Here is a 14,606-nt window from a genome sequence, read left to right as displayed (position 1 = left end):
GAGCGCAACCTTGCCAAGGTTGAGGTCATCGGTTCGAACCCGATGTATCGCTCCAGCTTTCTTCTAAAAAGCTATTAAGACTCTTTAAACCACCGTGTTTTTCTTTAGATCACAGAGTTTAAAGACGACCTTAAGGGTCACGCTCTTTCTTTAATGCTGCGAAGCATAATCCCCCCAAAAAGCAAATAATCCTCCATCATGGTGGATATTTTTTTGTCTTAAATTTTTCTTAGCAACTGGAATGCTAGTAAACATCAGGTCTCTGAAGCAGATACTTGAGGTTTTTCACATCTATAAACAGACTTATCCACAAAATGTTAGGTGTGGATAACTTGGTTGATAAAGTTGTTTCAGGCTTAATTCTTTACCTATCCCTAAAAGATCTTTCTTGTTTTCAATATATTAGATGAATTGCAGCGATCGTAACTTGTTGTTTTTTATCAAGTTGGATGCCTATCTTGGATTTAATAAAAGATCGTTAACTTGTTGTTTTTTGATCTTAATCATTTATCGGTACTGTGTTTAACTTTGCTCGGGTGTCGGAAGTTTACGAGAGTTCTGAATTTTTTCCACATTGTTAGAATTGAGAACAAGGTCAAACATTGTTCTAAAATTATGTGCAACGAGTTGTCTTAAATATTGGACTATCGATGTGGGTGTCGCTGTCAATCGTTGATACCAAAAGGGCTAGGCGTCTCTTGGTAGTCCTTTCTCTACTATACGTATCAGTCTGTGCTTTTTGGTGGAGATTTTGCTGTTACTTTTTTGCACACAGCTATTTTTCTGCGTAGAGCTATCTTCTTGCACACTGCTAGCGTTGGGTAACTGCTGTAGTTGTTTATTCAAAGCCCACTCAATATGCACATCAAGCATTTCGTTTTTGCCTTGATGAGACTCCAGGGTTTCAATAATGCGTTGTTGAAATGGTGCATTGCCCATCGCAACAAAGATATTGCGTAACCACTGGGTGTGGCCGATACGTCTGATTGCTGAGCCTTCCATTTTCTTTAGGAAGGTTGCTTCGTCCCAACTTGAAAGTGAAACCAGATCGGCTTCTTGGAAATCTTCTCTGCGGTGAAAGTCTGTTTGCTCTGTGAGTTCGGCATGACGATTCCACGGGCAAACTAACTGACAATCATCGCAACCGTAGATACGGTTACCAATGGCATCTCTATACTCTTCAGGGATCACACCATCATATTCAATGGTTAAGTACGAAATACATTTGCGCGCATCAACCACGCCATCAGCAATAATGGCACCCGTTGGGCAAGAAGTGATACATGCGGTGCATTTGCCGCACTCATCAACACTGGGTTCATCCGTGGGAAGAGGGATGTTAACTAACAGCTCCCCTAGAAAGAACCAAGAGCCAGCGTCTTTATCAAGAATTAATGAGTGTTTACCTGTCCAGCCCAACCCTGCTTTTTGAGCGAGTGGTCTTTCCAAAATGGGCGCTGAATCGACGAAAGGGCGTGAGTCTAAACCCTCGACCTCTTTTTCAATTCTTTGTCCTAGCTTTTTCAACTGGTTACGGAACAATTTGTGATAGTCGCGGCCTAAAGAATAGCGGCTGATGTAGCCTTGAGTGGTATCGCTTAGGTTAGAGGCGAACTGAGCTTCTGGTGGTAGGTAGTTCATTCGAGCGCTGATCACTCGAATTGTGCCTGGGTGAAGTTCATCAGGACGTGCACGCATCATCCCATGTCGAGCCATCCAATCCATTTCGCCGTGGTTGCCAGCATCTAGCCATGCTTGAAGAGGGGCTTCGTGTTCACTTAAATCAACATCGCAGATGCCAACTTTTTGAAAGCCCAGCTCTTTTCCCCAGATTTTAATTTTTTCAGCAAGATGGTCTAGATTCATGGCTTATTTCTTATTTTCTCTGTTTTACAATTAGAGATAAGGCTAATTAAAATTAGGTTCGGCAAAAATGGGGGCGGATCTTAACGGATCTTAGTGGTGTTGACCAGAACAGACGCGTTTTGAGCAGTATTTTTCATAGAACTTACACTTGAGTGCTTGTCTCCCAAAAGCATCACGGTTTACTATTCTTGTTCTTTTGATTTTTATATAGTCAACGATCGATTTTTAGAGAACGTATTCATGAGCACGAAACAATTTACTTTGAAAGATGAACAAGCAACGATTCAATTAGGAACGGAGCTTTCTAATCTTTGCTCACAGCAGACGACTATTTATCTGCATGGTGATCTTGGCGCAGGTAAAACGACTTTCAGTCGTGGCTTTGTAAAAGCACTTGGCCATCAAGGAAATGTAAAAAGCCCAACGTATACTCTAGTTGAACCTTATCAACTTGCAGATTGGCAGGTGTACCACTTTGACCTTTATCGCCTAGCCGATCCTGAAGAGTTAGAGTTTATGGGAATTCGTGACTACTTTACTCCGGATGCTATCTGTTTGGTTGAATGGCCTGAGAAAGGTTATGGGATGCTACCAGAAGCCGATTTGGATATTGATATTCGTTACCAAGACGATCACCGTATTGTTTCTTTAACCGCTAATAGTGAATACGGACAGCGCTTACTTAGTCAGTTGGAGTTATGTTGATTTCTAAACGCCTTATTTCAACAGTGGCCATGATGGCTGCTGTTTTTTCTATACTGTTTTCTTCACTTGTTTCTGCAAACTCACTGAAAAGTTTAAGGATTTGGCCTTCTCCAGAAGGAACTCGTGTGGTTATCGACTTAAAATCAGAAGCGGACTTTAGCTATTTCACCCTGAGTAGCCCGAGTCGCTTAGTGGTTGATTTAAAAAATACCAGTCTTGCGACTAAGTTACCGGTCGAGGTGAAAGACAGCCCTGTTCTATCTAAGATTCGTAAGAGCTCACCGCCAGACAAAAACACCTATCGCTTGGTTTTTGAGTTAAAGCAGTCGTCTAAAGCCGAATTATTCAAACTGAGCCCGACCCCAGGTGGTCAGTATGGACACCGTTTGGTGATCGACTTACCTCATGGTGCGGCAAGTAAAGCGACATCGACACCGAGTAAGCCAACGGTAAGTAAGAACATTAATCAGGTTAAGCGCCAGAAAGATATTCTAATTGTGATTGATCCTGGCCACGGTGGTGAAGACCCAGGTTCGATTGGTCCTACGCGTAAATACGAAAAAGACGCGACTCTGAGTATTTCTAAGAAGTTAGCAGCTCAACTGAATGCGGTCCCGGGGATCAAAACTCGTATGACTCGTAATGCTGATTACTTTGTGAACCTGAATCGACGTGTTGCGATTGCTCGAGAGAATGAAGCTCACCTGTTGATCTCTATTCACGCCGACGCCTTTACGACGCCTCAACCAAGAGGTGGTTCAGTGTTTGTATTGAACACTCGACGCGCAAATACAGAGATCTCTCGTTGGATTGAGAATAAAGAGAAACAGTCTGAATTGCTTGGTGGTAGCGGTGCAGCGTTCACAAGCAATATTGATGATAAGAACGTAAACCAAACCCTGCTTGATTTGCAGTTTAGCCACTCTCAAAAAGAGGGATACAAACTGGCAACGGCAATTCTGTCTGAAATGGGTAAGGTTGCGAAACTGCACAATAGCAAGCCGATTAACACCAGCTTAGCAGTATTACGTTCACCACAGATCCCATCAGTACTTGTAGAGACAGGTTTTATTTCGAATCCGACGGAAGAGAAGCTTCTTTTCCAACGTTCGCACCAAGATAAATTGGCACGAGCAGTGACTAAAGCGGTGGTTAAGTATTTGAAGGCTAACCCGCCTGAAGGGATTATCTTGTCTAACGCAACGTCATCAACGGGCAGCGTGAGCCAACATAAAGTCTCTCGTGGTGAGTCTTTGTCTGTGATTGCGAGCAAGTATGGTACGTCGACACAGACGTTGATGAAGTTCAACAATCTGAAATCGAGCAGCCTAGCAATTGGCCAAGTACTTAAGATTCCAGGCAGTGCTTCAACTTCATCATCAAGCAGTGCGGTTAAAACGAAGACCATCACTCACACGGTTAAGTCTGGAGAGTACCTAGGTAAGATCGCCAGCCGCTATAAAGTGTCGGTGGCTGATATTAAACGTGAGAACCGTTTGAAATCAGAGACGGTGAGAGTAGGCCAAAAGTTACGTATTACGGTTGAAGTTAAAGATGTTCCTCTGCGCAAACACAAAGTTGCAAGAGGTGATTACCTTGGCAAGATAGCTTCGAAATACGGCGTGAGCGTCAACAGCATTCGCCAAGCGAATAAGCTAAGATCTGACAGTCTAGCTATCGGCCAAGTGTTGATTATTCCTCACAAGTAGTCTTGGGAATGCTAAACAGCTTCAGGTATATCAATGATAAAAAATAAGAACTAGTGCAAACGTAGCAGCGTTTCCATCAATGGCAGTAAGGTAGCTATAAATATGACGATCAAAATACTGCCAGCTCGGTTAGCTAACCAAATCGCAGCGGGTGAGGTGGTAGAAAGACCCGCTTCTGTTGTAAAAGAGTTGGTTGAGAACAGTTTGGATTCTGGTGCGACACGTATCGATATTGATATCGAGAAAGGTGGCGCCAAGATGATCCGCGTTCGTGACAATGGTAAAGGCATCGTAAAAGATGAGCTTGCCTTGGCACTGAGTCGTCATGCTACCTCCAAAATCCACACTCTTGATGACCTAGAGGCGATCGTCAGCCTCGGTTTCCGTGGTGAAGCGCTGGCGAGTATTAGCTCGGTTGCGCGCTTAACCATGACTTCACGCCCTGCCACTCAAGATCAAGCTTGGGCAGCACACAGTGAAGGTCGTGATATGCAGGTAAAACTGCAGCCAGCAGCACACCCAATTGGTACTTCGGTTGAGGTGTTGGATCTGTTCTTCAATACACCAGCGCGCCGCAAATTCTTACGCACCGAGAAGACTGAATTCACCCATATTGATGAGTTGCTCAAGCGTATTGCATTAAGTCGCTTTGATGTGACGATCAACCTTCGTCATAACGGCAAGATGATTCGTCAGTACCGCGCTGCAAAAACACAAGTTCAAGCAGAAAAGCGCATCGCTGCGGTATGTGGCAATCCTTTTGTTCGTCATATGCTTAAGATCGAACTTGAGCATCAAGGCCTAAAACTTCATGGCTGGATCACCACGCCAGAAGGAGCCAGACAGCAAAGCGACCTGCAATACTGCTATGTGAATGGTCGTATGATGCGTGACAAGCTGATCAATCATGCGATTCGTCAAAGCTACGAAACCAGCCTGCGTCCAGACCAATTCGCGACGTATGTGTTGTTCATTGAACTCGACCCACATCAGGTGGACGTGAATGTCCACCCTGCAAAACATGAAGTGCGTTTTCATCAAGCGCGCCTTGTGCATGACTTTATTTACCAAGCATTGAGCGATGGTTTAGCGCAGAGCAAGCAGATCGATGCTGCACCAATCAATCAGTCGGCTTTTCATCAGTCAGAAGTGATTCATCATCAGCAAGATAGTACGAGCTCTGCAGTTGATGGTGTTGCAAGTTTCGCTGAGCCAGAAAGCGTAATGCCTAGCAGTTCGGATCAAACCCAAGTTTCGGATAGGGTGCGACACGCTATTGAGCAAACGCCTGCCTACCCGAGAAAAGCAGAATCAGAGCACGCTTTTGATAAGCCTCAACACAGCGTTAATGATGGTGGGCGACATTATGTTTCATCAATTAGCCCAAGCTCATCAACCAGCTCAAGTTCATCTGCTGGCCGAAGCTCGGCTACTAGTGACAGCAGTTTTACCGGTTCCTCTCGCCAAGAGTGGATAGAGTCTCGACCTGAACCTAAAAAAGAGAAAGAGCCACACCAACATCATGGTGAACCCGCGCCCTCTAAGCGAGAAGTGAAAGCCTATAAAGAGCTTTTGAAAACGCCTGATTTTGATGATCAAGTTGTACAGCCTTCATCTTCTCAAGAGCATGTGGCACCAGTAGAAACCAGAGACAACTTAGAAAATAAAGAAAATAAAGAAGCTAAGCCTGCTCAACAGAATCCTGTTCATTTAAAGCCAAGAGCAGCAGTGACGGATTTGGGGAAAGCGGTCTCGGTTGTTGAACGTCAATATCTCGTGATGGGCAACAAGAATGGCTGTGTTTTGGTTTCCTTAGCTAAGGCTGAATTATTACGTGTTGTTGGTCAGCTTGATACTCGAGGTGGCGCGTTAAAAAGCCAACCGTTATTGGTGCCTTTATCGATTAAGCTGGGTAGTGAACTTGTCGAAGTTGCTAAGGCGCTGAGTCAAACTCTGGCATTACTGGGGATTGAGCTTAAGGCGCGAAACAGCGAGGCGGTAATGGTGATGGGCGTGCCTTCTCCTTTAAGGCAGCAAAACTTACAAATTTTGATCCCAGATCTGTTATCTTACGCGGCTTCAATAAATGCCCAGGGTGCAGTGAAGCAACCTAATGACATGTTGTCAGCTTTGGTTAACTGGATCGGGATTCAAACCGCACAAGTAAAAAGCGACTACACTTTATCTGAAGCGGTTCAACTAGTTGGGGAACTAGAACAACTTTGGCATGGTCTACTTCCATTAGATGATCCAGAGTTTGTTAATCCTATCGACTTTTCAGCGACTATAGCCGCGTTTACGGTTTAATTTTTTCGCGACGACCTTTGTCTTTTTAGCTGAATACGTCGCGACACAAAGCCCTTTGCTAAAAAGCGCTAAAACAGAGAAGCAAATACAAAATATCATGACTGAAAAATTACCTTTAGCGTTGTTTTTAATGGGCCCAACGGCGTCAGGAAAAACAGATTTAGCTATCCGCTTACGTCAGAAATACCCTGTAGAGATCATCAGCGTCGATTCGGCATTGATCTACAAAGACATGGATGTTGGTACCGCTAAACCGGATGCGGAAGAGCTTGAGCTCGCGCCTCATCGCTTGATTGATATTTTGGATCCAAGCGAAGCGTATTCTGCGGCAGATTTTCGTCGTGATGCGATCAATGAAATGAATAAGATTGTAGCGGAAGGCAAAATCCCGTTACTTGTTGGTGGCACAATGCTGTACTACAAAGCATTGTTGGAAGGTTTATCGCCATTACCAGCCGCGGATCAAGAGATTCGTAAGCAGATTGAAGCGGAATCTATCGAACAAGGTTGGCAGGCATTGCACGATCAATTAAGAGAGATAGATCCCGTATCCGCTGAAAGAATACACCCAAATGATCCACAAAGGCTTTCAAGGGCATTGGAAGTTTACCGAATTTCGGGTAAAACATTAACAGAGCTAACTCAAACGAAAGGCGATAGCCTGCCATTTCGTGTAAAACAATTTGCAATAGCTCCCAAGGAAAGGACTGAACTCCATCGCCGCATTGAGCTGCGTTTCGAGAAGATGATAGAAGCTGGGTTTGAAGATGAAATGAAGGCGTTGTACGCCAGAGAAGATCTTCACCCTGAACTGCCATCGATCCGATGCGTTGGTTATAGGCAGATGTGGGATTATTTAGACGGTAATTGTGATTTAGACGAAGCGGTTTTCCGTGGTGTCTGTGCAACCCGTCAGTTGGCCAAGCGACAAATCACCTGGTTGCGCAGTTGGGATGATTTAACTTGGTTAGATAGCGAAAACATTGATCAAGCGTTAGAAACTCTTTCAGATGCAATAGCATCTGATTAGTATTGCTGTGTATAATGTGATCGCTTTTGCGTGAATATACTCTGGAAAGGATCCGTTATTGAGGCTTTTAAAAATCACAGCCTTTCAATAACAACGGAGTTTTTTTATTCATTTAGCTCAGATGCAAAGGCCGCACCTTTTTGTGCACCACTAGCTAAATAATTACAACAAAATACAAATAAGGAAAATAAAATGGCTAAGGGGCAATCGCTACAAGACCCATTCCTAAATGCACTCCGTCGTGAGCGCATTCCAGTCTCTATCTATCTTGTTAACGGCATTAAGCTGCAAGGTCAGATCGAGTCTTTCGATCAATTCGTGATCTTATTGAAGAACACAGTAAACCAAATGGTTTACAAGCATGCGATTTCTACTGTGGTACCTGCTCGCGCAGTTAGTCACCACAGCGGCGAGCAACGCACGCCATCTGATCGTCCAGAGAAGACTGAAGATTAATCGTTCAATTTGTACAGCTTGCGCTGTAATAAGGAGTTGGTTGCTTGTTTGACCGTTATGAATCCGGCGAGCGAGCCGTACTTGTTCATATCAACTTCACGCAAGAGGGAGAATGGGAAGATCTAAGCGAATGTGAAATGCTGGTCTCCTCAGCGGGGGTAGAAACGCTACAAGTGATTACTGGTAGCCGACAATCCCCACTCCCTAAATACTACGTTGGAGAAGGTAAAGCCCTAGAAATCGCACAAGCTGTTCAGCTGACCGGTGCTGAAATTGTGATTTTTAACCACTCCCTCTCTCCTGCCCAAGAGCGCAACCTCGAGCAATTGTGTAAATGTCGTGTGATTGATCGCACGGGTTTGATCTTAGATATTTTTGCACAACGTGCGCGAACTCATGAAGGTAAGCTACAAGTTGAGCTCGCTCAGCTTCGTCATATCTCTACCCGATTGATTCGTGGTTGGACTCACCTTGAAAGGCAGAAAGGTGGTATTGGTCTTCGTGGTCCAGGTGAAACTCAACTGGAAACCGATCGACGTTTGTTGCGTGACCGTATAAAGGCAATACTACGTCGTTTAGCGAAAGTTGCTAAACAGCGTGAACAAGGACGACGTGCTCGTAATCGAGCTGAAATCCCAACAATTTCTTTGGTTGGTTATACCAACGCAGGGAAATCAACACTTTTCAATCGCATCACAAGTGCTGGTGTTTATGCGGCAGACCAACTGTTTGCAACCCTAGACCCAACACTACGTAAGATTGATTTGGCAGATGTCGGGCCTGCAATTCTCGCAGATACCGTAGGTTTTATCCGTCATCTACCACACGACTTGGTCGCTGCGTTCAAGGCAACATTACAAGAGACGCAGGAAGCTGACATTTTGTTACATGTTGTTGATGCCAGTGATGACCGTTTTCGTGAGAACATTCAGGCTGTTCATGAAGTATTAGAAGAAATCGATGCTCATGAAGTGCCAACCCTTGTAGTCATGAACAAAATTGACTGCATGGAAGACCAAAAACCTCGAATTGAAAGAGACGAAGAGGGCGCACCTCGCGCTGTTTGGGTTTCTGCAATGGAAGGAGAAGGTATTGAACTGCTGTTTGAAGCTTTAACTGAGCGTTTAGCTAGCCAGATGGTTCAATTCCGGTTGTGTATTCCACATCAACATCAGGGCCGTATTCGCAGCTTATTCTTCGAGATGAAATGTATTCAACAGGAAGAGTATGATGAAAATGGTAACTTGTTGATAGATATCCGAATGCAACAAATAGATTGGTCTAAACTTGAAAAAAGAGAAGGGGCGCTCTTAGGTGACTTTATCGTTACCAAAGAGACTGCTACAGTATAACGTCATATCAAATGATGGAGCTTTCTAATGGCGTGGAATGAGCCTGGAAATAACAACAACGGCGATAATAACGGCCGCGATAATGACCCTTGGGGTAATAAAAATAATCGCGGCGGCCGAGATCAAGGACCGCCAGATCTAGACGAAGTGTTTAATAAACTAAGTCAAAAGTTAGGTGGCAAGTTTGGTAAAAAGGGTGGCAACGGTAACGGGCCATCTATTGGTGGTGGCGGTGCAATTGGCTTTGGTGTCATTGCCGTTATTGCTATTGCTATCTGGTTCTTCGCTGGTTTCTACACCGTTGGCGAAGCAGAAAGAGCAGTAGTACTTCGACTGGGTCAGTTCGACCGTATCGAAGAACCTGGTCTTAACTGGCACCCACGCTTCATCGATGAAATCAGTGATGAGCAACTAGTAAACGTTCAAGCGATTCGTTCTCTACGTGCTGCTGGCACGATGCTAACGAAAGATGAAAACGTTGTGACCGTTGAAATGGGTGTTCAATACCGTGTTTCTGACCCATACAAGTACTTGTATCGTGTAACGAATGCAGACGACAGTTTACGTCAAGCAACCGATTCCGCGCTTCGTGCGGTAATTGGTGACTCACTAATGGATAGTATCCTGACAAGTGGTCGTCAGCAGATTCGTCAAAGCACTCAAGAAACGTTGAACCGTATTATTGATAGCTACGATATGGGTATTCTGATTGTTGATGTGAACTTCCAGTCAGCACGTCCACCTGAGCAAGTGAAAGATGCATTTGATGATGCTATCGCGGCTCGTGAGGATGAAGAGCGTTTTGAACGTGAAGCTGAAGCTTACCGAAATGACATTCTTCCAAAAGCAACAGGTCGTGCTGAGCGTTTGAAGAAAGAAGCGGTGGGTTACTCAGAGCGCACAGTTAATGGTGCTCTAGGTCAAGTTGCTCAATTCGAGAAACTGCTACCTGAATACCAAGCTGCTCCTGAAGTAACACGTAACCGTATGTACCTAGATACAATGGAAAAAGTGTACTCAAGCACATCGAAAGTCCTGATTGATTCTGAATCAAGCGGTAACTTGCTATACCTACCAATTGATAAGCTAGGCGCACAAGGTGGTTCTCAGTCGGGCTCTCGCCCTGCAAAAGCATCATCAACTTACGATCAAATTGAGTTAGAAACTCAAGCGGATCCAAAGCCTAGCACTCAAACTCGTTCAGACAGTTCACGCCAAGGGAGATACTAATAATGCGTAAATTAATGATCCCTGTATTAGTTGTGACGATTGCCCTTCTATTGATGTCAGTGTTTGTGATTCAAGAAGGTGAGCGTGGCATGGTAATTCGTTTTGGTCGAGTTCTCGATGACAACGGCGTATCACGAATCTATGAACCAGGTCTGCACTTTAAACTACCGATGTTTGATCGCGTAAAAGTACTTGATGCTCGTATTCAAACGATGGATGGCCGTTCTGACCGTTTCGTAACATCAGAGAAAAAAGACGTTCTAATTGATACTTACGCAAAATGGCGTATTGCTGATTTTGGACGTTTCTATCTGAGTACCGGTGGCGGTAATATCATGACGGCAGAAGCACTTCTTGAGCGTAAAGTGACAGATGTTCTTCGTTCTGAAATTGGTTCTCGTGAAATTAAGCAGATCGTGTCAGGCCCTCGCAACAAGGACATCCTGCCAGACTCTGCTGATAGCGAAGTCGTCACAACGGTAGCGGCTGCAGAAGCACTAGAAGTTGATGGCGAACGCGATAAGATCATGGAAAACGTTTTGTCTGGAACGGCAGAAAGTGCGATGGCTGATTTAGGTGTTGAAGTTGTTGATTTTCGTATGAAGAAGATTAACCTTCCTGACGAAATCAGTGAATCTATCTACCGCCGTATGCGTGCAGAACGTGAATCGGTTGCTCGTAGACACCGTTCTCAAGGTCGTGAGAAAGCGGAAGTTATCCGTGCTCAAGCTGAGCTAGAAGTGGCAACAGTTCTTGCTGAAGCTGACCGTACAGCTCGAATCACTCGTGGTGATGCGGATGCAGAAGCAGCGAAGATCTACTCTGATGCGTTCAGCAAAGATCCTGAGTTCTACGGCTTCATGCGTTCATTGCAAGCTTATGAGACATCATTTAGCGATAAGAGCGACATTCTAGTACTGGATCCGAAGACTGACTTCTTCCAATACATGAATCAAGCAAGCGGCGCTCCAGCAAAATAAGCTGATGCGTTAGCGAATGCTTAGCTTAATAAGCAAAATACGTTAAAACTTAAAAGGCTCCCATTGTGGGAGCCTTTTTGTTTTCTATGACTTCTTTCAGGAGGAGACATGTTTGTGGATTCACTATTGGGGCGCGAGGGAAGGCGCTTAACAGCGTTCTACTTATAGAAACCTAGCGGTAGGTCATGAAAGCGATAACCGCTCCAGCCACCACAAGACAGCCTCCAATGCGGCGCAGTTGCGTGTCTGGTTGCTCGCTCAGTTGCGCGACCATGTTTCTCCAGCCATTGGGTGCAATCAAGGGGCCGAGCCCTTCCACAATAAGTACGAGCCCAATAGCGAGCCAAATTGATTGAGACATGGTTCTGCCTTTTGTCTGTAAAAAAGCAATGATATCAGTATCTTTACACATCTGCCCCTAGTTATGGCTGGTTTATTTTTGTACAGCGTTAACGTTTATGAACAAAAAGTGACTGCAAGAAGTGTGATTCAGTGCTAGAATCCATTTTTAATTAGCAACAGAAATTGGAAAGATGGGAAATAACGTAGTCGTTCTAGGCACCCAATGGGGTGATGAAGGTAAAGGTAAAATCGTTGACCTTTTAACTGAAGATGCAAAATACGTGGTTCGCTACCAAGGCGGTCACAATGCAGGTCACACACTTGTAATTGACGGTGAAAAAACCGTTCTTCACTTAATTCCATCAGGCATCCTACGTAATAACGTTAAATGTGTTATTGGTAACGGTGTAGTATTATCGCCTGACGCACTTCTAAAAGAAATGAAGCCTCTTGAAGATCGCGGTATTCCAGTACGTGAACGTCTTTTCATCTCTGAAGCTTGTCCTCTAATTCTTCCGTACCACATTGCAATCGACAACGCGCGTGAAATCGCTCGTGGCGCTAAAGCTATCGGTACAACGGGTCGTGGTATCGGTCCTGCTTACGAAGATAAAGTTGCTCGTCGCGGTCTACGCGTTGGCGACCTTTTCGATAAAGAAGCATTTGCTGAGAAGCTAAAAGAAGTGATGGAATTCCACAACTTCCAACTAGAGCACTTCTACAAAGCTGAAACAGTAAGCTACGAAGAAGTTCTTGAGCAAGCGATGAGCTACGCAGATATGTTAACTGCGATGGTTATCGACGTAACTGACGAACTAGACGCAGCACGTAAGCGCGGCGACAAGATCATGTTCGAAGGTGCTCAAGGTACGCTACTAGATATCGACCACGGTACTTACCCATACGTAACGTCTTCTAACACGACTGCTGGTGGTGTTGCTGCAGGTTCTGGTTTCGGTCCTCGTCACATCGGTTACATCCTTGGTATTACTAAGGCTTACTGTACTCGTGTTGGTTCAGGTCCATTCCCTACTGAGCTATACGATGGCCTTGAGAAGCAAGACCCAGTTGGTAAACACCTAGGCGATGTTGGTCACGAGTTTGGCGCAACAACTGGTCGTCTACGTCGTACTGGTTGGTTCGATGCTGTTGCTATGCGTCGTGCAATCCAAATCAACTCTCTATCTGGTATGTGTCTAACTAAACTAGACGTTCTAGATGGCCTAGAAGAACTAAAAATCTGTACTGGTTACAAGATGAAAGATGGTTCTATCCTAGAAGTTTCTCCAATGGCTGCTGAGTCATTCGAAGAAGCGACGCCAATCTACGAAACAATGCCTGGTTGGTCTGAAAACACATTTGGTGCTAAATCTATCGACGCGCTTCCACAAGCTGCTCTAGATTACATCAAGCGTATCGAAGACCTAACTGGCGTTCCAATTGATATCGTATCAACTGGCCCAGATCGTAACGAAACTATCATCAAGGTTCACCCATACGGCGCATAATGCCTGCTGAGTGATTACCAGGCACGAACAGTGCTTTGATAATAAAATAGTTTTCTAAAAGCCGACTTTATTAAGTCGGCTTTTTAATACCTGCAATTTAGCCGTTCACTCTTTGATGGTGATCTTTTAAGCGTCATCAGGCAAAATATTGCCCATTAGCGGCAAGTTTTGTCTAAAGCCGTCGGGGTTATTGCCGATACAGATATCATGGAAAGTGAAGTTCACCCTGTTTTGTGCGTGTAGAAATCCTCTGCACCCCTCAATAGATAACTTTAGCGACAGATAATAGAGTGCAGGTATGAAGCTACGAATTGTGGCAGCTTCATTAATAATGGCGCTGAGCTCACCCTTGAGTCATGCTAATTTGGCTGATGTGGGAGAGCCCGTTCCAATATATACAGAAGCTGAACTGATTAATTTAATCGAAAATAATCAACATCTAGAGCGAGTGAAAGCTGATAAGTGCCAGTTAGTTGAAGATATCGTTGCTCGTGCAACGCGTATTAGCTTGCCTTCTTATGAGTTTTTATACGGTGATATGTTGGCTTGGGGTGTGTGTGTTCCACAAGATGTAGAGCTTGGCCTTTACTATATGGAAAACGCGGCACATCAAGGTTTACCCGCTGCATTAGAGCAGTTAGGTCGTTATTACTCTCGTGGTACTTTGGTACAACAAGATCAAGAGCGTGCGATTCCGTATCTACGTGAAGCAGCCTCGATGGGTAACTTAAGTGCGAGCATTCACTTAGCGGAACTCTTGTTACGTGACTACGGTAGCCCATTGGATTATGAAGATGCTTACCGTTGGTTGTATAACTCGGTAACCGCAGATCAAAGACAACACAGACGTATCACTGTGCTTCGTAGCGGTCTGGAACAGAGAATGCCAGACAATATTATTGCTCGAGCAAAACGTCGAGACGTATTCTGGTAAGACAGATTATTGAATGAGCAATGATGATTAATGACTGCACTCGTTAATCATCTAAAAAACTCGTATTAAAAAGGCCTCGCTGAGATTCATCAGCGAGGCCTTTTTTGATCTGAACGGAAAACCGTTTATCTAATACCAATCCGGAAAATTAACTGATCAGGTCAATCCAATCTCTTGTACACATTTT

At 44.5% G+C, this 14,606-nt stretch carries 12 protein-coding genes; 10 read left to right on the top strand and 2 right to left on the bottom strand.

Translation table 11 applies throughout. From position 1 onward, the window contains the following. Positions 1-687: 687 nt before the first annotated feature. On the bottom strand, positions 688-1,866 hold the full coding sequence (queG, locus tag AB6E78_RS21945; RefSeq protein ID WP_017059922.1) for a tRNA epoxyqueuosine(34) reductase QueG: 1,179 nt from the start codon (positions 1,864-1,866) through the stop codon (positions 688-690). 240 nt (positions 1,867-2,106) lie between these two features. Between queG and tsaE the strand changes: the two genes are divergently transcribed. The 8 genes from tsaE (at position 2,107) to hflC (ending at position 11,635) form a co-directional block, all read left to right on the top strand. After that, the gene (gene tsaE, locus AB6E78_RS21940; RefSeq protein ID WP_004735870.1) at positions 2,107-2,571 is read left to right on the top strand and encodes a tRNA (adenosine(37)-N6)-threonylcarbamoyltransferase complex ATPase subunit type 1 TsaE; all 465 of its coding nucleotides are present in this window, start codon (positions 2,107-2,109) and stop codon (positions 2,569-2,571) included. Next, a complete protein-coding gene (locus tag AB6E78_RS21935) occupies positions 2,565-4,280 on the top strand; it encodes an N-acetylmuramoyl-L-alanine amidase (protein ID WP_102398018.1) in 1,716 nt (571 codons plus the stop codon). Before tsaE ends, AB6E78_RS21935 begins: the two co-directional genes overlap by 7 nt. Positions 4,281-4,382: 102 nt before the next feature. After that, positions 4,383-6,587 (top strand): DNA mismatch repair endonuclease MutL, encoded by a 2,205-nt coding sequence (gene mutL / locus AB6E78_RS21930; RefSeq protein WP_136989461.1) that lies wholly within the window; start codon positions 4,383-4,385, stop codon positions 6,585-6,587. Positions 6,588-6,684: 97 nt separating this feature from the next. Continuing rightward, on the top strand, positions 6,685-7,617 hold the full coding sequence (gene miaA, locus AB6E78_RS21925) for a tRNA (adenosine(37)-N6)-dimethylallyltransferase MiaA (RefSeq protein ID WP_102394615.1): 933 nt from the start codon (positions 6,685-6,687) through the stop codon (positions 7,615-7,617). 192 nt (positions 7,618-7,809) lie between these two features. Continuing rightward, positions 7,810-8,073, top strand: a complete 264-nt coding sequence (hfq, locus tag AB6E78_RS21920) for an RNA chaperone Hfq (RefSeq protein WP_017059927.1) — start codon at positions 7,810-7,812, stop codon at positions 8,071-8,073. A gap of 44 nt (positions 8,074-8,117) precedes the next feature. Further along, a complete protein-coding gene (gene hflX / locus AB6E78_RS21915; protein WP_017059928.1) occupies positions 8,118-9,425 on the top strand; it encodes a ribosome rescue GTPase HflX in 1,308 nt (435 codons plus the stop codon). A 27-nt stretch (positions 9,426-9,452) separates the two neighbouring features. After that, complete coding sequence (gene hflK / locus AB6E78_RS21910) at positions 9,453-10,655, top strand: FtsH protease activity modulator HflK (protein ID WP_017063176.1); 1,203 nt, start codon at positions 9,453-9,455, stop codon at positions 10,653-10,655. Positions 10,656-10,657: 2 nt separating this feature from the next. After that, positions 10,658-11,635 carry a protease modulator HflC gene (hflC, locus tag AB6E78_RS21905; RefSeq protein WP_017059930.1) on the top strand — a complete coding sequence of 326 codons (978 nt, stop codon included), beginning with the start codon at positions 10,658-10,660 and terminating at the stop codon, positions 11,633-11,635. Between the two features lie 172 nt (positions 11,636-11,807). Here the strand turns inward: hflC and AB6E78_RS21900 are convergent, their stop codons facing one another. Then, on the bottom strand, positions 11,808-11,996 hold the full coding sequence (locus AB6E78_RS21900) for a DUF2065 domain-containing protein (protein ID WP_010434105.1): 189 nt from the start codon (positions 11,994-11,996) through the stop codon (positions 11,808-11,810). Positions 11,997-12,168: 172 nt separating this feature from the next. On the opposite strand from AB6E78_RS21900, the gene AB6E78_RS21895 reads away from it, so the two are divergent. Continuing rightward, complete coding sequence (locus AB6E78_RS21895) at positions 12,169-13,485, top strand: adenylosuccinate synthase (RefSeq protein WP_010434108.1); 1,317 nt, start codon at positions 12,169-12,171, stop codon at positions 13,483-13,485. A gap of 298 nt (positions 13,486-13,783) precedes the next feature. Next, the gene (gene motX / locus AB6E78_RS21890; protein ID WP_017063177.1) at positions 13,784-14,419 is read left to right on the top strand and encodes a flagellar protein MotX; all 636 of its coding nucleotides are present in this window, start codon (positions 13,784-13,786) and stop codon (positions 14,417-14,419) included. The last annotated feature ends 187 nt before the right edge of the window (positions 14,420-14,606 follow it).

Source organism: Vibrio sp. 10N.247.310.98 (genome assembly GCF_041467395.1).
GTDB classification, from domain to species: Bacteria; Pseudomonadota; Gammaproteobacteria; order Enterobacterales; family Vibrionaceae; genus Vibrio; species Vibrio crassostreae_C.
The sequence above is the reverse complement of the archived record's forward strand: the minus strand, read 5'-3'. Positions and strand labels throughout refer to the sequence as shown.

Bases quoted from the DNA above. Each gene is read 5' to 3' on its own strand.
- queG (WP_017059922.1), bottom strand. From the start codon at position 1,866: ATGAATCTAGACCATCTTGCTGAAAAAATTAAAATCTGGGGAAAAGAG.
- tsaE (WP_004735870.1), top strand. From the start codon at position 2,107: ATGAGCACGAAACAATTTACTTTGAAAGATGAACAAGCAACGATTCAA.
- AB6E78_RS21935 (WP_102398018.1), top strand. From the start codon at position 2,565: ATGTTGATTTCTAAACGCCTTATTTCAACAGTGGCCATGATGGCTGCT.
- mutL (WP_136989461.1), top strand. From the start codon at position 4,383: ATGACGATCAAAATACTGCCAGCTCGGTTAGCTAACCAAATCGCAGCG.
- miaA (WP_102394615.1), top strand. From the start codon at position 6,685: ATGACTGAAAAATTACCTTTAGCGTTGTTTTTAATGGGCCCAACGGCG.
- hfq (WP_017059927.1), top strand. From the start codon at position 7,810: ATGGCTAAGGGGCAATCGCTACAAGACCCATTCCTAAATGCACTCCGT.
- hflK (WP_017063176.1), top strand. From the start codon at position 9,453: ATGGCGTGGAATGAGCCTGGAAATAACAACAACGGCGATAATAACGGC.
- hflC (WP_017059930.1), top strand. From the start codon at position 10,658: ATGCGTAAATTAATGATCCCTGTATTAGTTGTGACGATTGCCCTTCTA.
- AB6E78_RS21900 (WP_010434105.1), bottom strand. From the start codon at position 11,996: ATGTCTCAATCAATTTGGCTCGCTATTGGGCTCGTACTTATTGTGGAA.
- AB6E78_RS21895 (WP_010434108.1), top strand. From the start codon at position 12,169: ATGGGAAATAACGTAGTCGTTCTAGGCACCCAATGGGGTGATGAAGGT.
- motX (WP_017063177.1), top strand. From the start codon at position 13,784: ATGAAGCTACGAATTGTGGCAGCTTCATTAATAATGGCGCTGAGCTCA.